At 50.8% G+C, this 18,422-nt stretch carries 21 protein-coding genes and 1 tRNA gene; 10 read left to right on the forward strand and 12 right to left on the reverse strand.

The genetic code is table 11. The annotated features are described in order from the left end of the window. Window positions 1-183 precede the first annotated feature (183 nt). The 6 genes from acpP to ACJJIQ_RS10490 all read right to left on the reverse strand — a co-directional run bounded on the left by acpP (window position 184) and on the right by ACJJIQ_RS10490 (window position 4,314). Window positions 184-420 (reverse strand): acyl carrier protein, encoded by a 237-nt coding sequence (acpP, locus tag ACJJIQ_RS10465; protein WP_020415205.1) that lies wholly within the window; start codon window positions 418-420, stop codon window positions 184-186. A 225-nt stretch (window positions 421-645) separates the two neighbouring features. Further along, entirely contained in the window at window positions 646-1,389 is a 744-nt protein-coding gene (gene fabG, locus ACJJIQ_RS10470) for a 3-oxoacyl-ACP reductase FabG (RefSeq protein WP_444894745.1), read from the reverse strand. Window positions 1,390-1,445: 56 nt separating this feature from the next. After that, the gene (fabD, locus tag ACJJIQ_RS10475; RefSeq protein ID WP_444957916.1) at window positions 1,446-2,390 is read right to left on the reverse strand and encodes an ACP S-malonyltransferase; all 945 of its coding nucleotides are present in this window, start codon (window positions 2,388-2,390) and stop codon (window positions 1,446-1,448) included. Between the two features lie 51 nt (window positions 2,391-2,441). After that, on the reverse strand, window positions 2,442-3,500 hold the full coding sequence (gene plsX / locus ACJJIQ_RS10480; protein ID WP_282932473.1) for a phosphate acyltransferase PlsX: 1,059 nt from the start codon (window positions 3,498-3,500) through the stop codon (window positions 2,442-2,444). Between the two features lie 3 nt (window positions 3,501-3,503). Then, on the reverse strand, window positions 3,504-3,698 hold the full coding sequence (gene rpmF / locus ACJJIQ_RS10485; protein ID WP_108733564.1) for a 50S ribosomal protein L32: 195 nt from the start codon (window positions 3,696-3,698) through the stop codon (window positions 3,504-3,506). A 73-nt stretch (window positions 3,699-3,771) separates the two neighbouring features. After that, window positions 3,772-4,314, reverse strand: coding sequence for a YceD family protein (locus tag ACJJIQ_RS10490; RefSeq protein ID WP_444896972.1), 543 nt, complete (start codon window positions 4,312-4,314; stop codon window positions 3,772-3,774). Window positions 4,315-4,420: 106 nt separating this feature from the next. Here ACJJIQ_RS10490 and ACJJIQ_RS10495 point away from each other — a divergent pair, with 106 nt between their 5' ends. Then, window positions 4,421-5,017 carry a Maf family protein gene (locus ACJJIQ_RS10495; protein ID WP_445364552.1) on the forward strand — a complete coding sequence of 199 codons (597 nt, stop codon included), beginning with the start codon at window positions 4,421-4,423 and terminating at the stop codon, window positions 5,015-5,017. Here ACJJIQ_RS10495 and ACJJIQ_RS10500 read toward each other — a convergent pair. The 3 genes from ACJJIQ_RS10500 to ACJJIQ_RS10510 form a co-directional block, all read right to left on the reverse strand. Next, window positions 5,014-5,655: an HAD-IA family hydrolase gene (locus tag ACJJIQ_RS10500; protein WP_282932471.1), complete on the reverse strand. Its 642-nt coding sequence runs from the start codon at window positions 5,653-5,655 to the stop codon at window positions 5,014-5,016. The genes ACJJIQ_RS10495 and ACJJIQ_RS10500 overlap by 4 nt on opposite strands. Window positions 5,656-5,669: 14 nt before the next feature. After that, window positions 5,670-6,665, reverse strand: coding sequence for a 23S rRNA pseudouridine(955/2504/2580) synthase RluC (rluC, locus tag ACJJIQ_RS10505; protein ID WP_445364553.1), 996 nt, complete (start codon window positions 6,663-6,665; stop codon window positions 5,670-5,672). A gap of 312 nt (window positions 6,666-6,977) precedes the next feature. Next, the gene (locus ACJJIQ_RS10510) at window positions 6,978-7,469 is read right to left on the reverse strand and encodes a hypothetical protein (RefSeq protein WP_445364554.1); all 492 of its coding nucleotides are present in this window, start codon (window positions 7,467-7,469) and stop codon (window positions 6,978-6,980) included. Between ACJJIQ_RS10510 and rne the strand changes: the two genes are divergently transcribed. From rne to ACJJIQ_RS10550, 8 genes are all read left to right on the forward strand, one after another. Continuing rightward, window positions 7,450-10,416, forward strand: coding sequence for a ribonuclease E (rne, locus tag ACJJIQ_RS10515; protein ID WP_445364555.1), 2,967 nt, complete (start codon window positions 7,450-7,452; stop codon window positions 10,414-10,416). The two genes, ACJJIQ_RS10510 and rne, sit on opposite strands and share 20 nt — an antisense overlap. A gap of 165 nt (window positions 10,417-10,581) precedes the next feature. Then, a tRNA-Ser gene (locus ACJJIQ_RS10520) sits at window positions 10,582-10,669 on the forward strand. A gap of 209 nt (window positions 10,670-10,878) precedes the next feature. Continuing rightward, window positions 10,879-11,397, forward strand: a complete 519-nt coding sequence (locus ACJJIQ_RS10525) for a hypothetical protein (RefSeq protein ID WP_445364556.1) — start codon at window positions 10,879-10,881, stop codon at window positions 11,395-11,397. After that, entirely contained in the window at window positions 11,397-11,612 is a 216-nt protein-coding gene (locus tag ACJJIQ_RS10530) for a hypothetical protein (protein WP_282950757.1), read from the forward strand. The genes ACJJIQ_RS10525 and ACJJIQ_RS10530 overlap by 1 nt, the downstream gene beginning before the upstream one ends. Window positions 11,613-11,865: 253 nt before the next feature. Then, window positions 11,866-12,210, forward strand: a complete 345-nt coding sequence (locus ACJJIQ_RS10535) for a tyrosine-type recombinase/integrase (RefSeq protein WP_445364557.1) — start codon at window positions 11,866-11,868, stop codon at window positions 12,208-12,210. Between the two features lie 72 nt (window positions 12,211-12,282). Then, window positions 12,283-12,516: a hypothetical protein gene (locus ACJJIQ_RS10540; protein WP_445364558.1), complete on the forward strand. Its 234-nt coding sequence runs from the start codon at window positions 12,283-12,285 to the stop codon at window positions 12,514-12,516. Between the two features lie 143 nt (window positions 12,517-12,659). Next, entirely contained in the window at window positions 12,660-13,904 is a 1,245-nt protein-coding gene (locus tag ACJJIQ_RS10545; RefSeq protein ID WP_445364559.1) for an AAA family ATPase, read from the forward strand. Beyond that, window positions 13,897-14,538: an HNH endonuclease gene (locus ACJJIQ_RS10550; protein WP_445364560.1), complete on the forward strand. Its 642-nt coding sequence runs from the start codon at window positions 13,897-13,899 to the stop codon at window positions 14,536-14,538. Before ACJJIQ_RS10545 ends, ACJJIQ_RS10550 begins: the two co-directional genes overlap by 8 nt. Window positions 14,539-15,175: 637 nt before the next feature. Here ACJJIQ_RS10550 and ACJJIQ_RS10555 read toward each other — a convergent pair. Continuing rightward, the gene (locus tag ACJJIQ_RS10555) at window positions 15,176-16,429 is read right to left on the reverse strand and encodes a Y-family DNA polymerase (RefSeq protein WP_445364561.1); all 1,254 of its coding nucleotides are present in this window, start codon (window positions 16,427-16,429) and stop codon (window positions 15,176-15,178) included. After that, entirely contained in the window at window positions 16,429-16,818 is a 390-nt protein-coding gene (locus ACJJIQ_RS10560) for a LexA family protein (protein WP_444908054.1), read from the reverse strand. The genes ACJJIQ_RS10555 and ACJJIQ_RS10560 overlap by 1 nt, the downstream gene beginning before the upstream one ends. Window positions 16,819-17,110: 292 nt before the next feature. On the opposite strand from ACJJIQ_RS10560, the gene ACJJIQ_RS10565 reads away from it, so the two are divergent. Continuing rightward, a complete protein-coding gene (locus ACJJIQ_RS10565; protein ID WP_445364562.1) occupies window positions 17,111-17,380 on the forward strand; it encodes a helix-turn-helix domain-containing protein in 270 nt (89 codons plus the stop codon). Window positions 17,381-17,470: 90 nt separating this feature from the next. On the opposite strand, the gene ACJJIQ_RS10570 is transcribed toward ACJJIQ_RS10565, so the two are convergent. After that, window positions 17,471-17,731: a hypothetical protein gene (locus ACJJIQ_RS10570; protein ID WP_445364563.1), complete on the reverse strand. Its 261-nt coding sequence runs from the start codon at window positions 17,729-17,731 to the stop codon at window positions 17,471-17,473. Between the last annotated feature and the right edge of the window lie 691 nt (window positions 17,732-18,422).

Genomic DNA, 18,422 nt, shown 5'->3' on the forward strand with positions numbered 1-18,422 from the left:
CCCCTGAAATTTTCTGCTACCGTCCTTCACCAATGTAGTTAAAAGAACAACATCCGGTCAGCAGTCACAATTCCGTAGTACCAATAACAAGAAAGCCGCGCTATGAAACATAGAACGGCTTTCAGAATCGCTCGGCTAGGTACAGCATATTGAGCTGCCCGTGCCTAAACTACCCAGCAGGAATTAACCAAGGTTATCCTTGATGTAATCCATTGCCAGCTGAACAGTAGTGATTTTTTCAGCTTCTTCATCGGGAATTTCAGTTTCGAATTCCTCTTCCAAAGCCATAACCAGCTCAACTGTGTCGAGTGAGTCAGCGCCCAGATCTTCAACAAAAGAGGCTTCAGGCTTAACGTCTTCTTCCTTAACGCCCAGTTGTTCAGCAACGATCTTTTTAACGCGCTCTTCAATGCTGCTCATGATTCAATTTAACTCCTAGTGGGTAAAAATCTGTTTTAGTCGCTATTGTTTTTCACCGTATCCAATGTTGTTGGTGATAACGACCGGCTCACACAGCTTTTGGATAATTCAGAGGCCATTGTACCCCAAGTTTTTCGGGATGTAATGTGCGGCCCCTCAACACCATCAGCAAAAACATAAATATCTCTAAAATCAATAAGTTAAAGAGACATTTTGAAACACAAACTACGCCATGTACATACCGCCATTGACATGAATTGTCTCGCCGGTGACATAGCCTCCCGCATCACTCGCCAGGAAGGAAACCACCGAAGCAATTTCTTCCGGCTTCCCGAGCCTCGCGAGAGGAATCTTACCCAGAAGCAACTCGCGTTGCGCTTCAGGCAAGACTTTTGTCATATCAGTATCAATAAAGCCGGGGGCTACGGTATTAACCGTGATTCCTCGGGAGCCCACCTCTGAAGCCAGGGAGCGGGCGAACCCTCCCACACCAGCTTTGGTCGCCGCATAATTGCTCTGACCGGCATTACCCATACTTCCTACGACGGAGCTGATATTAATAATCCGTCCCCATCGCGCCTTGGTCATATCGCGCAGGCAAGCCTTACTCATGCGATAGACCGCGGTCAAATTCGTATTGACGACTGAATCCCACTCGTCATCCTTCATGCGCATCAACAAGTTGTCCTTGGTGATGCCAGCATTATTAACCAATATCGCAGGAGCACCAAACTCATTTTTTATCGCTGCATGAAGCTCGGAAACACTTTCCGCATTGCCCACATCCAGAACTTTACCGGCACCTGCGATACCGGCTTCTGCGAAGCGGGCGCTTATTTTTTCAGCACCGGATTCGCTGGTGGCAGTACCAATAACTGTGGCACCCATTCCACCGAGCATATCTGCAATTGCCGCACCAATACCGCGACTTGCACCTGTCACCAAGGCAACTTTACCCTCAAGGGACATCTGTAAGGTCATTCTCACTTATCCTTATTCGACTTCTGGACTACTTTTTGAGCGATTTATACCGCTGTAGCTCGCAGAGCTTCATTAAAGTTACTGGGGCTATCGATTGCGTGACAGGAAACACTTCGATCGACACGTTTGATCAGGCCAGACAAAACCTTACCCGGACCACACTCAACCATTTGCTCCACTCCGGAGCCAATAATTTTTTGTGCGCAGGCAGTCCAGCGAACCGGGCGATAAATCTGCTCGATCATCAGGGTCTTAATTTTTTCCGGATCCGATTCAAGCTCAGCGTGGACATTGTGCACGATGGGTATTTCCGGCGCGTTAAATTCTGTCGCCTCTATTTGAGGGGTCAGCTTTTCCGCCGCGGGACGCATCAGCTCAGTGTGGAATGGAGCACTGACCGGAAGAGGCATAGCCTTCTTTGCACCGGCAGCTTTACAGGCTTCGATGGCGCGCTGCACCGCCGCGCTACTTCCCGCAATAACAATCTGGCCGGGAGAGTTGTAATTCACCGCAGCGACTATTTCATCCTCAGCAGAAACAGCACAAGCTTCTTCGACAGCTGCATCATCAAGACCGATGATCGCAGCCATAGCGCCCTCCCCTACGGGAACCGCCTCCTGCATCAAGCGGCCGCGCTCGCGAACCAAATGAACCGCATCTTTAAATGCCAGAACGCCAGAGCACACCAGTGCTGACCACTCACCCAAACTGTGACCGGCCATGAATGCAGGCTGGGCACCGCCGCGAGAGCGCCACATGCGATAAAGGGCAACACTGGAAGTCAGTAAGAGGGGCTGGGTACGCTGGGTGAGATTAATGGCTTCCTGCTCGCCATTCTGGCACAGGTCCCAGAGGTCATAGCCGAGCACATTGGATGCTTCGGCAAAAGTGGCCTGAATTTCAGGCGCCTCTTGGGCAATCTCAGAGAGCATACCTATTTTCTGGGAACCCTGCCCCGGAAAGACAAATGCGAGTGCGGCATTGGTCATAAGATATCCTTAACCTAAATGTGGCTGATTTCAGTAAGGGAAAACTGCTTTTTACCCTTCATCCATGGAGCGTCTTTCGCCGGATTGTGCCATAGCGGCATCGACCCTGGCTGCCAGGTCAGCATCGGCACACTCCTTCGCCGTAACCATCGCCCGATAAAAAGCTTCGCTGCTGGCACCGCCGTGACTCTTGATCACGTTGCCCTTTACCCCTACAAAGCTGGCGCCATTATAGCGAGCAGGTTCCACCTGTGTACGCCATTTTCGCAACAGCTTTATGGCCAATTGGCCAAAAAAACGCTTGAAACACCCTCTTTTCTCGATTGTGAACGCTTTTTGACCCATTAGTCGAATCACACCCTCGGCAGATTTCATCGCAACATTACCCATCAGGCCGTCGCAAACAACCACATCTACCGAGCCGGTAAAAATATCATGCCCCTCAACAAAGCCAACATAATTGACCCCGGGGTCCGCATCGAGCAGCTCCGCTGCACGGCGTATTTCGGCGCTACCCTTATGTGCTTCCGCCCCAATATTGAGCAGCGCCACCTTTATATCCTTCACGCTCTTGCGGGCAGTATGAATCCGCTGAGCCTCAATCCCCATACGGGCGAACTGAAGCAAATCCTCAGCACTGCAATCCACATTGGCACCAAGGTCCAAAAGATAGCAGGAACCCATACCCGAAGGTACAGACTTACCGAGCGCCGGCTTCCTAACACCTTGGATATTACCGAGAATACTGCGACTCAACGCCAACAAGGCGCCGGTATTGCCGGAGGTAACTGCTGCTTGCACATCTCCCGATGCAACACTCTTCAGGGCCATCGCCATGGTTGAATCGCGTTTATGGCGAACAGCCTGCAGCGGATTGCACTCTTGAGTGATGACTTGCTCGCAATGGATAATTTCGAGACGGCGGGTAACGCGGCGGCGATGGCGCTGCAGCTCTTGATGAACCAGAGCTTGAAGCTCTGCGCGCGGACCAAATAGCTTTAGCTGCGCTTCAGGGAAGTTTTGAAGAAATCTAATACATGCCGGAACGACAGAGCGGGGACCTAAGTCCCCGCCCATTGCATCCACGGCCAATCGCAATTGGCTGGACAAAGCTTACTCTTCTTCAGAGCCGCCGCTAACTTCGATCACTTTGCGACCACGGTAGAAACCGTCTTTGGTCACGTGGTGACGACGGTGCTTTTCACCGGTAGTCGGATCGACGGAAAGGGTAGCACCTGCGCCCAGCGCATCGTGGGAACGGCGCATACCGCGACGGGAACGAGTCTTCTTGTTTTGTTGAACAGCCATTGCTAGCTCCTAAAATAAACAAATTTCGCTGGAACCGGGGCGCCTACCGGCGAGCCCAAACTCATCGGGAAACCTAGGATTTACCCGACGAACCCTTCAACTGCTCCAGCACTTTAAAGGGGTTTGCCTGTTGCTCATCCGCCTCGGCAACCTCGTCACCAAAATGAAAGCTCTCCTTGGAGACACATTCCTCCTGGTGATAAGCCACCATTGGCAAATTGAGCAAAATTTCATCTTCAAGGATCTGGTGCAAGTCCAGCTCATCGCCGTCCTGGATCACCGGGTCCAGATCTTTGGGCAGGGCCTTACCCTGCTCCTCAGTCCATACGATACCCCAGCTAAACTGTGCCTCGATCTGCTCATGGACCGGTGACAAACAGCGCTGACACAAGAGGTCAACTGCAAGTTGAACCTTGCCGCTCACCGTTTGGTGACCTTGCAAGTCTCGCTCAAACTGCAATTCAGCAGAAATCTCTCCGTGGACAGACTCAACTGCGCTACCAACCCGAGGCAGGGACTCCAACGGCAAAACACCATCGAGCAACTGCTCTCGCTGTACCAATTTCCGAGCATCAATGCTCTTTGGCAATACTGATTTAGAGGGGGCTATCGACATAAGCGCGCAATTCTATGGACTCACCTTAGCCTTGTCAAAACAAATCAGGCATTGCAGTATCGCCCGGTCACAAACCACTATTCGACCCAGCGGAAAATCCACCAGAATGCCCCACCCTCTGATACTAGCCTCCAGCTCTCCTTACCGCAGAACCCTACTACAACAGCTTGGCATCCCCTTTCAGCAGGATTCGCCCCATATAGATGAAGCACCACAGGCGGGGGAAGCGCCACCTGCACTCGCCCTGCGCCTCGCCACAGAGAAAGCGCGCGCCCTGGCAGGCCGCCACCCGAAATCACTGATTATCGGTTCAGATCAAGTTGCCTCTTGCGACGGTCAAATACTTGGCAAGCCAGGCAGTAGGGAGCGCGCCATCGCCCAGCTGCAAGCCTGCAACGGCAAAAAAGTGATATTCCACACCGGCTTGAGCCTGCTGAGTAGCGCAAGCGGAGAGCAGTTGGGCGATACCGAAACCTTCACTGTCTACTTTCGGCAGTTGAGCACAGAGCAAATTGAACGATATGTAGAGCTGGAACAACCTTACGATTGCGCCGGCTCTTTTAAGGTGGAAGGGCTAGGTATCGCCCTATTTGAGAGGCTTGAAGGAGCAGATCTCAACACCCTGGTAGGGCTGCCACTAATCCGCCTTACCGATATGCTGAACCACTTTGGCATAGATCCATTGGGCCCGCAGGCCACTTAAAGGAGTGGCGGCCAGCGGAGCAGCTCAGAGAAACGATCGATAACAACCTTGGGGCCGCACCCCTGCAGCCGGGTTGGGCAATGAGCGCCATAGCTCACCCCGATAGAGGGCATACCGATCGCCGCCGCCATTTCCAGGTCGTATACGGTATCCCCCACCATTACCGCCTGCTCCGGACCGGTTCCGGTCTCATGCAGCAACTCATTCAGCATCAGCGGGTCAGGCTTGGAAGCGGTCTCATCCGCACAACGACTTGCGGCAAACAAGTGGCCGAGGCCGTGCTCCTCAAATTCTCGATTGAGCCCCTGCCGACTCTTCCCGGTCGCTACCGCCAACTGGTGACCACCGCACAGCAACTGGTCCAGGGTATCCAGGACTCCCTCAAATAACGGCAGGGGTTCAACCCGGGCCGCCATCCACTCATCAAAGTAAAGTTGGCGCAACGTGAGCTTTTCCTCACTGGCAGCCTCCGGAAACAGAGAGGATATCGCTTCCGGCAGACCAAGCCCGATAATGTTGCTAACCGCTTCCGGGGCAAGCACCGGCAAACCAGCTCTATCTGCTGCCCGCAACATACAATCGACGATACGCGCCTCAGAATTACAAACCGTCCCGTCCCAATCGAGGATTACCAACATAACAAAAGAACGCCCTACTCTTCCCTTAATCTATTCAGCACTGCACTCAGCTCCGCAGGGAGTGGAGCCTCCACCTCAACCTTGGAGCCATCTGGCAAAGAGCAGTGCACTGAAGCCGAGTGCAAAAAGAGACGCTTCAGACCGCGACCGCGAAATTCACGATTGACTTCGTCCGAGGTGTACTTGTTGTCGCCCGCCAGAGGGCAACCAACAAACTGAGCATGAACTCGAATTTGGTGTGTTCGCCCGGTGACCGGCTCTGCAGAAAGCAGAGTCGCCGCCTTAAATCTCTCAATCAACTTAAAGCGAGTCTCTGAAGGCTTGCCCTCAGGGTGCACTGACACCATTCTCTCGCCGCTTTTCAAAGTGTTCTTGCGCAAAGGTGCCTCAACAACACGGCGACCTCGGGGCCACTTGCCCACCGCCAATGCCTGATACGATTTACCGATCTTTCCCGCCCGCAACTCCGACTGAACATGCTGCAATACCGCGCGCTTGCGGGCCACCATGATGGCGCCACTGGTATCCCGGTCAAGGCGGTGCACCAACTCAATAAACGGGCTTTGCGGAAACATCTGGCGCAAAACTTCAATCAGACCCAATCTGACACCACTGCCGCCATGGACCGCAAGGCCCGACGGTTTATTGATCACCATAAGCCCGTGCTTGTCGTAAAGTATGGACTCTTGGATCAGCTGGCGCAGAGATTCACCAGCGAGAGGGGTCTCAGCCTGCTCGGCAACACGAATTGGCGGCACTCGCACCACATCGCCCGCCTTTAACTTGTATTCAGCCTTTATTCGTCCTTTATTTACTCTTACCTCACCCTTACGCAGGATTCGGTATATACGTGAACGCGGCACACCCTTGAGGCGCGCCTGGAGGAAATTGTCGATCCTCTGTCCCGCCAGCTCTTCAGGTACAGTTAAAAGCTGCACGCCGCCAGATGGATTCGAGGTCTTTGATGGGGTCTGGGCCGGAGCCTTCTTAGGGTGGGGTATACTTCGCATGACGCGCATCATAGCGTTGCCAGGGATACAATTGAAGCACCTCCCTGCCCATGCTATATTCGGCCGGCCTGAATTCGGCGTATTTTCGGTCAAAGGCGACTTCCCACATGAAGAGATAGCCGTGACCCCAACGAAAATACCCCATTCGGTCGGTGCGCGGGGATGCCGCGTCATTGATAAAACTTAGCCGTTGAGATGTCCCCCAATTACCAGAACCAGAGGGGAGCTCACCGGCAACAACAGCCCGCGGTTATGCGGGTAATTATCGCGAAGGTAAGACGGGCCGTGACCCGCAGCGCTTGAAAGGACGACTCAAACTTGCGTCCGGTTTTGCAGAATACGACGAGCCAGCAACCGAACTGGCAACCAGGGCAGCACAGCTTCCGCAAGCCTGGTAAAAAAATTAAGAAGAATGGGTATCAGCCAAAAGCTGAACTGCAGAACCTCTGATGATTGACGCAAACCTTGCCGCCCAGCATGAAACAAACCAAGGGGCGGCGCCCAACCCTGCTGCAGAAGCCTGCAGCACAGGTACAGGGCAGTACTAACAAAAGGTATTAAAGGTACCAACGGATAGCACAATAACAGCGCGTATCCGGAGTTTTTGCAGAGCGAATAATAGGCAAACGCCAGTCTCAACAAGCCGCATAGATCCATGGCGCGGTAGAGCTGGAATACCTTATTTTCCCTGCCCTGCCTGGTGGTCCTCTCCACCGGGCAGCCAACAAGCAAGCCTGTGAGTAGCGGTGTCACACCTTTGCGCAACGCAAGGAAAACGACACGCATGAAAAGAATGCTAATCAACGCAACCCAACCTGAAGAGTTGCGTGTTGCCCTGGTCGACGGCCAGTGGCTCTATGATTTAGATATTGAGAACCGAACCCGCCAGCAGAAAAAAGCGAACATCTACAAAGGTAAGATTACCCGTGTAGAACCCTCCCTCGAAGCTGCATTCGTCGACTACGGCGAAGAGCGCCACGGGTTCCTCCCCCTGAAAGAAATCTCTCGCGAGTACTTCCTCAAGCAGCCCAAAGACATCGAAGGCCGCATCAAAATCAAAGATGTTGTCAAAGAAGGTATGGAAGTTATCGTCCAGGTGGACAAGGAAGAGCGCGGCAACAAAGGCGCCGCCCTCACCACCTTTGTCAGCCTCGCCGGCCGCTACTTGGTATTAATGCCCAACAATCCTCGTGCCGGTGGCATCTCCCGCCGCATTGAAGGTGATGAGCGCTCCGAGCTCCGCGATGCATTGGCCAGTGTAGATGTCCCCTCAGGCATGGGCATCATCGTGCGTACCGCCGGCGTTGGCCGCAGCGGTGACGAACTGCAATGGGACCTCAACTACCTGCTGCAACTTTGGAATGCCATCAAGGAAGAAGCTGATACCTCCAAGGCGCCACACTTCCTGTTCCAGGAAAGCAACGTCATTATCCGCGCCATCCGCGACTACATGCGCGATGATATCGGCGAAGTTATTGTCGACGACAAAGGCGCCTTTGAGCTGGCCGCAGAGTTTGCCCGCCAGGTAATGCCCCACTACGCCAATAAGGTGAAGTACTACGAAGACGCCATCCCACTGTTCAATCGCTATCAAATTGAAAGCCAGATTGAGACAGCGTTCGAGCGCGAAGTGAAGCTCCCCTCCGGTGGCTCCATCGTTATCGATGTGACCGAGGCCCTGGTATCTATCGACATCAACTCCTCCCGCGCAACCAAGGGCGGCGATATCGAAGAGACCGCGCGCAATATCAACCTGGAAGCCGCCGATGAAATCGCTCGCCAGCTGCGCCTGCGCGATATGGGCGGACTGGTTGTAATCGACTTTATCGACATGCAGAGCAAGTCCAACCAGCGCGAAGTTGAAAAGCGCATGGAGAAGGCCCTTAGCATGGACCGCGCGCGCGTTCAGGTTGGCCGCATCTCCCGCTTCGGACTGTTGGAGATGTCCCGCCAGCGCCTGCGCCCATCCCTGGGTGAAACCACATTCCGCGTCTGCCCCCGCTGTAGCGGCCAAGGCACCATTCGCGGCACCAAGTCTCTGGCTCTCTCCATTCTCCGCCTGGTAGAAGAGGAAGCGAAGAAAGAGCGCAGCGCCGAGATCCGTGCAATCACCCCGGTGAATGTCGCGACCTATCTGCTGAACGAAAAGCGCAAAACGATCTCCCAGATCGAGTCCCGCAATTCCACTCGCGTAGTAGTTGTACCCAGCGCGGAAATGGAAACGCCGCACTTTGAAGTTCAGCGACTCCGCGACGATGACACTGCCACTCTGGAAACCTCCTACAAGATTTCTGGCACTGCCGAAGAGACAGTGACCAAGAAAGAGGAAAAGCCACAGCGTCCAGCTCCAGTGCAAGCGGCCGTGCAGCAAATTGCCCACACCGCTCCAGCTCCCACTCCGGAGAAAAAGGAAGAGCCTGGTCTCTTCAGCCGATTGATTAGCGCTATCGCCTCCTTCTTCACCGCAGAAGAGGAAGAGCCGAAGAAACATCAAAAGTCCAAAGGCCGTGGCAAGGACTACCAGCAGCGCAACCGCAATCGCAACCAGCGCGGAAATCGCAACAACCGCAGCGGCCGCCCCGCGCGCCGCAAGGATGATCGCCGCGAAGACAATAAGCGCGACGACCAGCGCGAAGATAAGCGCAGCGCCAAGCTGGACGAGCATGACAGCGCCTCCGATCGCCAGGGTGAAGGTCAGCGCAGACGTCGCCGCCGCCGCAACGACAACCGCCGCAGCGACAACCGCACTCAAGCTGCTGAAACCCAAAATACCGTTGATACCAACGAACAAGCTGGAGACACCTCCGATCAGCAACGCCCAGCACGTCGCCCGAGCAATGTGCGCGGCCGCCCTCAGGCGCGCCGTCGTGGCGGACGCCGCAGTGAGAACACCGCAGCAACCGCGGTAGCTCACAGCCAGGAAGAGCTGAATCGCGAAGTTCACGAAGCCATCGACGAAGCCGAAAACGAGGTCCGCAAAACTAAGGAAGTCGTAAAAGAGACTCGCACCGAGGCATCCAAACCCAAGGCCAAAGCGAAAGAGTCTCATAAGCCGCAGAGAGCTCCCAAGCAAGCAGCCCAGCCCGCCATTACCATGCCGGTGCGAACTGCCCACGAGGAGAAACCTGCACAAGAGACCCCGAAGCCAGTAGCACAGCCGCAAAGCACCCCACAGGTAGCCAAAGCTGCCACCGCCGAGCCACAGCAACCTACTCAGCCCAAGCCCAAAGCTACCCCGGTAGAAAAAGCAGCTGCGCCAGCTGCCGAGCAGGTCAAGCCTGTAGAGCAAGCACCAGCACGAAAAGCCACCACGGCAGAAGTTCCGGCGGCCCCCAAAGCTGAGGCCACTCCTGCCAAACCAGAAGTAGAAGCAGCAGAGGAAATCGTGCTTGAAGAAGCACAAGCTGCAGCTGAAGCTTTGCAGGAACAGGCAGGCACCAGCGAGCCGGAAGTTCAGGAAGAAATTGTTGCCGCCGAGCAGGCAGCTTCCGAAGAGGAACCGACCGCACCCAGCCAGGGACGCGCAGTAAATGATCCGCGCATCAACCCCAAACCACTGGGTGAATTCTCAATTGTTACTGAGCGCCGTGAAGTGGGCTCCCAGCAGCCTCTGGATACCGCGCAGCCGGCAGCGATTGAGCACAATCCACGTGCCCTCGCCCGCCCGGCCAACGACCCGCGTATCAGCCGCAAGGCCGTGGAAGTTGATGCCAACGCAGATATCGATCGCAACTCTGCAGAAGCGAGCTAAGCGATAGCTGCCAAGCCGCCCCAGCCAATGGCCGGGGCGGCCTTATCAACCTGACAGCAAGCCTTGAGCTGGTCAATAAATCACCTAACTCATTGAACTATATAAAAAAAATCAAAATGGCGCTTGTACATCCCGAGAAGCCATGTATAATGCGCAGCACAATTTGGTGGGGTGGCTGAGTGGTCGAAAGCGGCGGTCTTGAAAACCGTTGACTGTAACAGGTCCCAGGGTTCGAATCCCTGCCCCACCGCCATACAAAGTCTTGTAAATCATAGAGCTACAAGCATCAAAGGGCGGTACCAATTTCCTTGGTACCGCCCTTTTTCGTTTACGTCTCAACAAAGTCTCAACGCAAAAATATCTCTTACTGCCAGGGAGGCGGGAAGTGCATGCCTTCATGGCGCCGGCACCCTTCTCCAAGCTGAAAGAAAAAAGCAGAAAGCCATTTAAAAAGGAGTTTATATGGCAGCCTATAAGCTGAGCATGCGCGAGGAACTAGAGCGCAGGTATACCGAACTCAGACGGCAATCGATCCAAATGGCCAATGAGGCACTGGATCTACCGGATACCCGCCTTGCACTTGTCGATAGCGCCTCCTACGCGGCTTTCCGGCATTGGGAGAATCACCCCAACCGGAAGGTTGATTGGGACTGGCCTTCTTCCTGGATAAGCTGGAAACTCAAGTTCCCTAAACGATTTGAATCTGCTACTTGGGCTGGGAACCGTCTAGTAGGCTTCGCTATGGGGCGCCCAACCTATCACGCTACAGGGCTAAGGCTGGACTACATCGAGAAATCACCAGAAGCTGGGGAACCACATTTAGACCTAACCTATTTGGCCCTATACGCCTATGCCACTCTTCTCAGCGCTACGCATGTGAAAATCATGCACCCCATAAATAGTGATGTCCGAAATTACTATGAACACAAAGGGTTCCAGTACGACCCCAAAAAAGACAGCTGTATCCGGAGAATTATTTGATGAACGACAAAATCAAAGACTTCAATACTGCTCATGATGAAAAGCTCAAAGGGCTTTCCAAAGAAGAGCGAGCAAAAGCTGGACTAAAGAAGCTGGCTCAACAAATGAGAGCAGAGAAAGGCAAGATCAAAGAGCCTGAAGGCTTGGCATCCGGCAAAAGTGACAAAGACGGAAAAATGATCATTGATCTCGATAAGGACCATGACGATGAGTAACAAGCCGCTAACCGACAAAGAAAAACAGTTCACTGTTCTACCCAATGAAGCAGACCCTAAGAGTTCGTACACAAAGGCAAAGAAAGCAATCTCAAAGGCATTAGCTGAGGTCAAGAAAGGTAAAGGCACAAGATAACTGCCTAATCAACGCTGCCATTACAAATCAAGCCAGAGCGCGCCAGCCCTAGCTACAAAGGTGCTCCTGTCGCCCTCTTCCCTTGTATCCCGTACCAGTATTCTGAGGTTCTGATCAGTGAAAAATCTGTGCAAAGCGCTTCAAAACCTTTCATTTTGTGAAATCCCCATTGGCTGTAGACCCCGCACCAGCTCAGGCCGGCTCTTTGTAGGCACCAACTTTCGCGCCTTCCAGGAAGCCCTGGCCAGAGCAAAGCTAAAACTCCCCAAAGGCCAGCTAACCCACATCCTCCGCCACACCTTCGCAAGCCATTACATGATCAACGGCGGCGACCTGCTTAAGCTCAACAAGATTCTGGACCACTCCACTATTGAGATGACCATGCGCTATGCACATTTATCGCCTAAGCATTTGGAGGATGCGGTGGAGAGGAGTGTTTTGAGTTCTTTGGAGAGGGGTTGAAACGAAAAGTAAGTTCACATAAAAATATACTGACGTAACCAATAGAAATGAACAAAAAATATGGAGATATTGATGAATAAAATACAAACTATAACCGGTTTAACACAGCAGCTTCTTGAAAAAATTGAAGAGAGATTAGTTTCATTCGACATGACGAAAGTAGATTCACAATCTTCATTAGCCACAGGTCAATATAGAACCTGGGAGCACACAGATAGCAATGGAATTAAAACATATCAAATAGAATGGATGAGTGCATCTGATCTTGTAGAATCTCTTAATGTCCTAGCATCGGATAATATCTAACTTATAAAAATTGTTGACACCATATCTTGTGTGTTCTTTCGCTCATCTATACTGTGCAGCTTTCATATAAAAAAATATGTTATACGAGTATTAGAGACGGCTCTAAGCAAAAGTAGATTATCTCAAACTGAGAATACAAGTATATGTTTAAGAAGATTAATATACAGAAATGGAGGCAATTCGATGATGTGTCAATTGACTTCCATCCCAACTTAACGGTCATAACGGGAGCAAATGGAGCAGGTAAAACAACAGTACTTAGTATTCTGAGTCGTCACTTTGGATGGGAGATCCTGTATCCCAGCACCCCTAAAAAAGAAAAAAGGGGGTTGGTGCGCTACTTCTCTGATTGTCTAAACGTTTCTGACACAACTGAATTTTTCGATACTCCAGCCAATCAAATAAACATCGGGAGAATTGAATACACAAACTCAGCTAGAGTAGCGAAACTTTCCGTCCCCCGTGAAGTTGACCAACAGTACAACATCGATTTTAGAAGTAAAGGAACTGTTAAAGGCATATACATATCATCTCACAGACCTGTTTACTTCTACCAACAAGTAGCAACCATCCCAGCAAAACTTGATGCAAAAAATCAACTCCTTGAAAAATACTTGAGTGAACTAAAACAACGATACTCAAAAAACTCGAGAAATTCATCTGCGAGTTTTAGAATAAAAGAATCACTTATTTCTCTTGCTACGTTTGGCTATGGAAATGAAGTGGTTGCAAGAGATGATGAAGCGGTGCATATGTTCGAAGGCTTCGAAAATGCTTTGAAGACTATATTACCGAAGTCACTAGGCTTTCAAAAAATTACGATTCACATGCCAGAAGTTGTATTTGAGACTGAGACAGGCAGCTTCTCTTTTGATTCTGTTTCAGGCGGAATTGCATCATTAATTGACTTGACCTGGCAAATATTTATGGCATCTATGGTCTACGATAATTTTGTTGTAGTGATGGATGAGCCAGAAAACCATCTTCATCCTCAGCTTCAACGCAACCTACTACCAAACCTAATCGAAGCTTTTCCTCAAGTACAGTTTATCGTATCTACGCATAACCCTTTCATGGTTACATCTGTACCTGACTCAAACGTTTACGTTCTTAGTTACAACGACAACAAGCGGGTAGATAGCTCAAAGTTAGATTTAGTTAACCGTTCCGGTACTTCCAATGAAACCCTGAGAGAAGTCCTTGGCGTCGAAACTAGCATGCCACTGTGGACAGAAAAGAAGCTGACCCAAATCATATCCCAATATTCAGGCCAACCAATAACTGAAAAGTCACTCAGAGATATCAAGGATGCCCTATCAGAAATTGGCTTAAGTGACTTATTCCCTGAAGCAGTTGGAAAAGTGATGGGGAATGAGCCAAATGATTAAATTAGAAAAATCACCTAAACCTGATGTGCTTGCTGAGAATGAGGAGCTGTGGACTGACGAATATATAAGATTGAAAAATGGGGATACTACAGTTCCCAAAGCAGCCGAATTCCGATATCGCCATACAGAAATAAAAGAAGCCCTTCGAAAAGAAACTTCAGATAAATGTATATTTTGTGAAAGCAAAATATCTCATATATTTCCGGGAGAAACAGATCACATAATCCCATCTTCTAAAAAGCCTGAGTACATCGTGAAGTGGGACAATCTTGGCTATGTATGCAAAGAATGCAACCATAAAAAATCAAACTATCATGATGAAGATGTGCCTTTACTAAATCCATTTTTAGATGACCCAGATGAACATTTACTGTTTTTAGGTCCAATAGTTTTATCCAGAACTGCTAACAACAGGGGTAAGATAACTACCGATATTCTGAAGCTATCTAGGCTTCCGCTTGTAGAATGCAGAAAAGAACGGATAGAAAAAGTTAAGGCGCTATTAGATCACGCTCATTCATTTCCTGCCGGAGAGGCAAGAGAATATTTGATTAACGAAGCTAACGAGGAAGGATTGCCTGACAAAGAGTTTTCTGCAACAGTCACTGCCTTTCTCAAAGCTGCAGATGCTTAGCATAAATGGCGTTTAAATGTCTCATAGTAAGGTGGATAATCTTACAGTCTTGAATCATGGCCGCGGCGTGGAAAACGGTTCATAGTTTCAAGTAAGCCTTGACTCATGGTTTTCAAAAGATACAGAGAGAAGCATCATCAAAAAGAGCTTGAGAAGCGATATGAGCCTTTGGATTTGAATGAGTATGGCCCACTCAAAAATACTGCAACTCGGCACCTAAAGCATCCCTCTAATGTCTCAACATCGCCGGATGTTTAGAGGGTAATATAGAGAAATATCACATAAGATAACACCAGTTAGCAGCATTTTGAGCACTAATGTGGAGCGAAAGAGGTGTCTTGAAAACCGTTAACTGTAACAGGTCCCAGGGTTCGAATCCCTGCCCCACCGCCATTATTCATACAGAAAGCCCTGATTTTCAGGGCTTTTTTATTTCTGCTTTTTGTGCCCCCCCCCACTCAGTCCCCCCACTTATCTTTTGCTAGCCCGTAACGTTTCAGACGACGCAGACTCGATACGCACCAACATCTCTACCATCTACCCCTCCATATGAACACTAGGTCGATTTAACTCTTTTACATGCTCCACGACCGATCGACCCTCAACTTTACAAAAACCTCATATGCTCACACAGCAGCTAGACCGTAATCTCCGGTAGCTGGTCCCACTGAGTCGTATAGGCTGGCGATCGATGCTCCTGCCTCATCTTCCACTTCTTGTCGATACCTTCAGCCCCCAGAAACAAGGTGCCCCGGCCAAACCGCTGATTGATCTGGTCGATGGCCTGCATAGTCTCACCTGATCGTATTGGCTGGCCCGTGGTGAACATGTCGCCCTGGCCCAGTGAGCGGGGGATAAGCTCTACCAGCCCTACCCCCGCTTTCAGGAATCTATGTCCCTGCAGGAACAGCTCTGTAATGGCGCGCTTTACCAGCTGCACTATCAGCCGTGTGTCATCCGTGGGGTATGGGGTTTGTACCACGGTGCTGCGGCTGTAGTAGAGCGGCTCATGGGGTGAGGTATGCAGGAAGACATGGATAGACTTTACCAGGGAGTTCTGGGCCCGCAGCTTCTCCGCCGCCCTGCTCGCGTACAAGGTAACGGCCTGCAGTATCGGCTGCAGATCGGTGAGCTTTTCGCCGAATGAACGTGTGCAATAGATCTGTTTCTTGGCTGGTGGCTGCTCTTCCAGGCTTAAGCAACTAATGCCATTTAGCTCTTCTATCGTGCGCTCAATATTTACATTCGTATGGCTGCGTAGAATTTTCGGGTTGGCTTGTGCCAAGTCATAGGCTGTCTTGATACCCAGGTGCCCAAGTCGCCTTGATAGGCGCCTGCCTACACCCCACACATCACCCACTTCAGTGCGTCGCTGCAGCCATTGCCACTTTGCGGGGGAGTCCAAGACGCAGACGCCCTGACATTTAGGGATCTTCTTGGCGACTCTATTTGCCAGCTTGGCCAGGGTTTTACTCGGGGCAATGCCAACGCCCACCGGCATGCGAACATCCCGCCAGAGGGTTTGCCTTATTTGCTGGCCGTAATCCAGTAGACACTCTTGCAACCCATGTAGATCCAGAAACATCTCATCGATGCTATAGACTTCAACCTCTGGACTGTACTGCTTCAGCGTTATCATTACCCGGTGGGAAATATCGCCGTACAGGGCGTAGTTACTCGAAAAGATCTTTACCCCGTGCTTTCGCAACAGATGCTCAATCTTGAAGAACGGCTGCAAGTCGGGAATACCTAACACTTTGGCTTCTTTCGAGCGAGCCACCACGCAACCATCATTATTGGAAAGGACTACCACCGGGAGCCCGCGCAGGTCGGGGCGGAATATCTGTTCGCAGCTGGCATAGCAGCTGTTGCAATCAACCAGTGCCAACATCAGCAAGACCGGTGGTACCGCACGGAAGCCTTGACCACTCCCTCAACAATCAATTCCTGCCCCTCCCAAATGGGAATCGGTGCGTATTTGTCATTGGCTGATAGCAGGCGGCCCTGTTGGCGGTCGAGCACCTTGCACGTTAACTGCCCATCCAGGGCAACCACCACCACATCTCCGTGGATTGGCGTTAATGATCGGTCGACTACCAGCAGATCCCGGTCAAAGATGCCGAGGTTCTGCATAGAGTCGCCGTTGGCGCGGGCGAGGAATGTCGCCGCCGGACTGGTTATCAGGTGTTGATCCAGGCTCAGCGCCGCTTCTTTGTGGTCATCCGCTGGCGAAGGAAAGCCGCAGCTAACGCCACTGCCGTATAGAGGGGAAAGTTTCATGTGTTCTAGCAATATACTGTATCTTTATACAGTGTATTGGCGAGCACCCACTAAAGACAAGTAGCCAGTGTAACTCCAGGGCCTCACACAGACTTGCGACCCTCTGTAATTGATCCATTTGCGCTTTCATAGGCATGCTCAACTCCTTGTAACTGCTAGCTCTATCTCCACCCCGTGTCACCTAACGCCAGATATCTGCACTGCCTTATGACGACAAGTCACCAAGCGCACCTTGATATTTGAGGCCGGATCACTAGGCGACCTCCTGCTCAACGCACGGAAACAGGAGAGGATGACGATTGCACAGCTGGCAAGACAGCTGAGGCTTGTATCATCTCAAATTTCGAAAATGGAAATGGGCATACAAAGAATTCCGGCGGACCTGCTGCCGGTATGGTGTGAGGCGATTGGGATTACTTTGGCGGAGGTGTACGGGGTAGAGAACCTGCACCACTTTGCACAGATTCCATTCCCCCCTTTTATTGCGCAACTTCATTCGCAACTACCGGAGAATTTTCGCAAGCATATTCACCGAGTAATTGAGAGCGGCTATCAGCTCTGAAAGAGTCGGCGATAACGACCGCCTCAGGCGTCATCAATGTGTTTGCTGTTTTTCAAGCAAGTATATTGATGGTCGTCTTGCAGGCACATGTTATGAATCTGGTATACTTTTAATTTTCTTGTACTTTGCCTCGCATGTTTCCCACATAAAATAAGCAACTCCTAACCCGCCAAGCGGAAAGCCAATAAAGGCAATCAAAGGTCGCAGCCATATTGGGGCTGATGGGTCAGCAATTTCCATGGTGGTGGACCACACGAGAGCAGTCAGTAGCCCCCAAAGGCAAAAACCAATTCCCCAAATAAAGCGAGCCTTACCTTTTTCTCTTGTAGCCTCCGATTTTTCAATATTCATACAGCTTCCTTCGTGATACTCAACATCCATAACGCATTGATTTTTAGCAGGTCGAGCGAAGCGTAGGCTGTCCAGTGGATACCCGCAGAACCGGTACGGAGGTGCCAGTTTTGTGATTTCGCGTGTTATACAATTTTGCGTATATATATCTGGTTTAAATTAAGTTTTAATTACCAACTAAAGAAAGAGGCAACGCAAGAACAAAAATATAAACAGCCTTTGGGCACCTAAAGCCCAGCAGCCCCCCGAAAATACCAACAAGAAAGGCTACAATGTATTGAAGAATAACTGACTCCGTTAAACTACCCGCTACTAGATATGAAAATATAAAAATCAAAACAGTGGACAATAGTGCGTAGCAAACTCTCTCCTTCTGTGAATATTGACTATTCTTTTTCTTCAATCCTTTAAGCATATCCGTAAAACCCTGTATATGTACATATGTTACCAGCAAGCGGAGCGTAGGCTGTCCAACCCAGATCCCGACTAGGTGATCTTGCCTGGCCTGCAATAGCTGGCGCACACCGAACGATCTACTTGCAATTTGCCAGCCAACTCTGAATGGCCACAGTCCAATAAATTCACAGAGAAAAATACCATACTTCCCCCACGAATTAACTATTTGATTGGCACTCCATAATGTAGCTGCTAGCTTACTGACTTAAAACGAAAACACTTGAACGAAGCCGTG

The organism is Microbulbifer maximicatervae (SeqCode) (genome assembly GCF_052468295.1).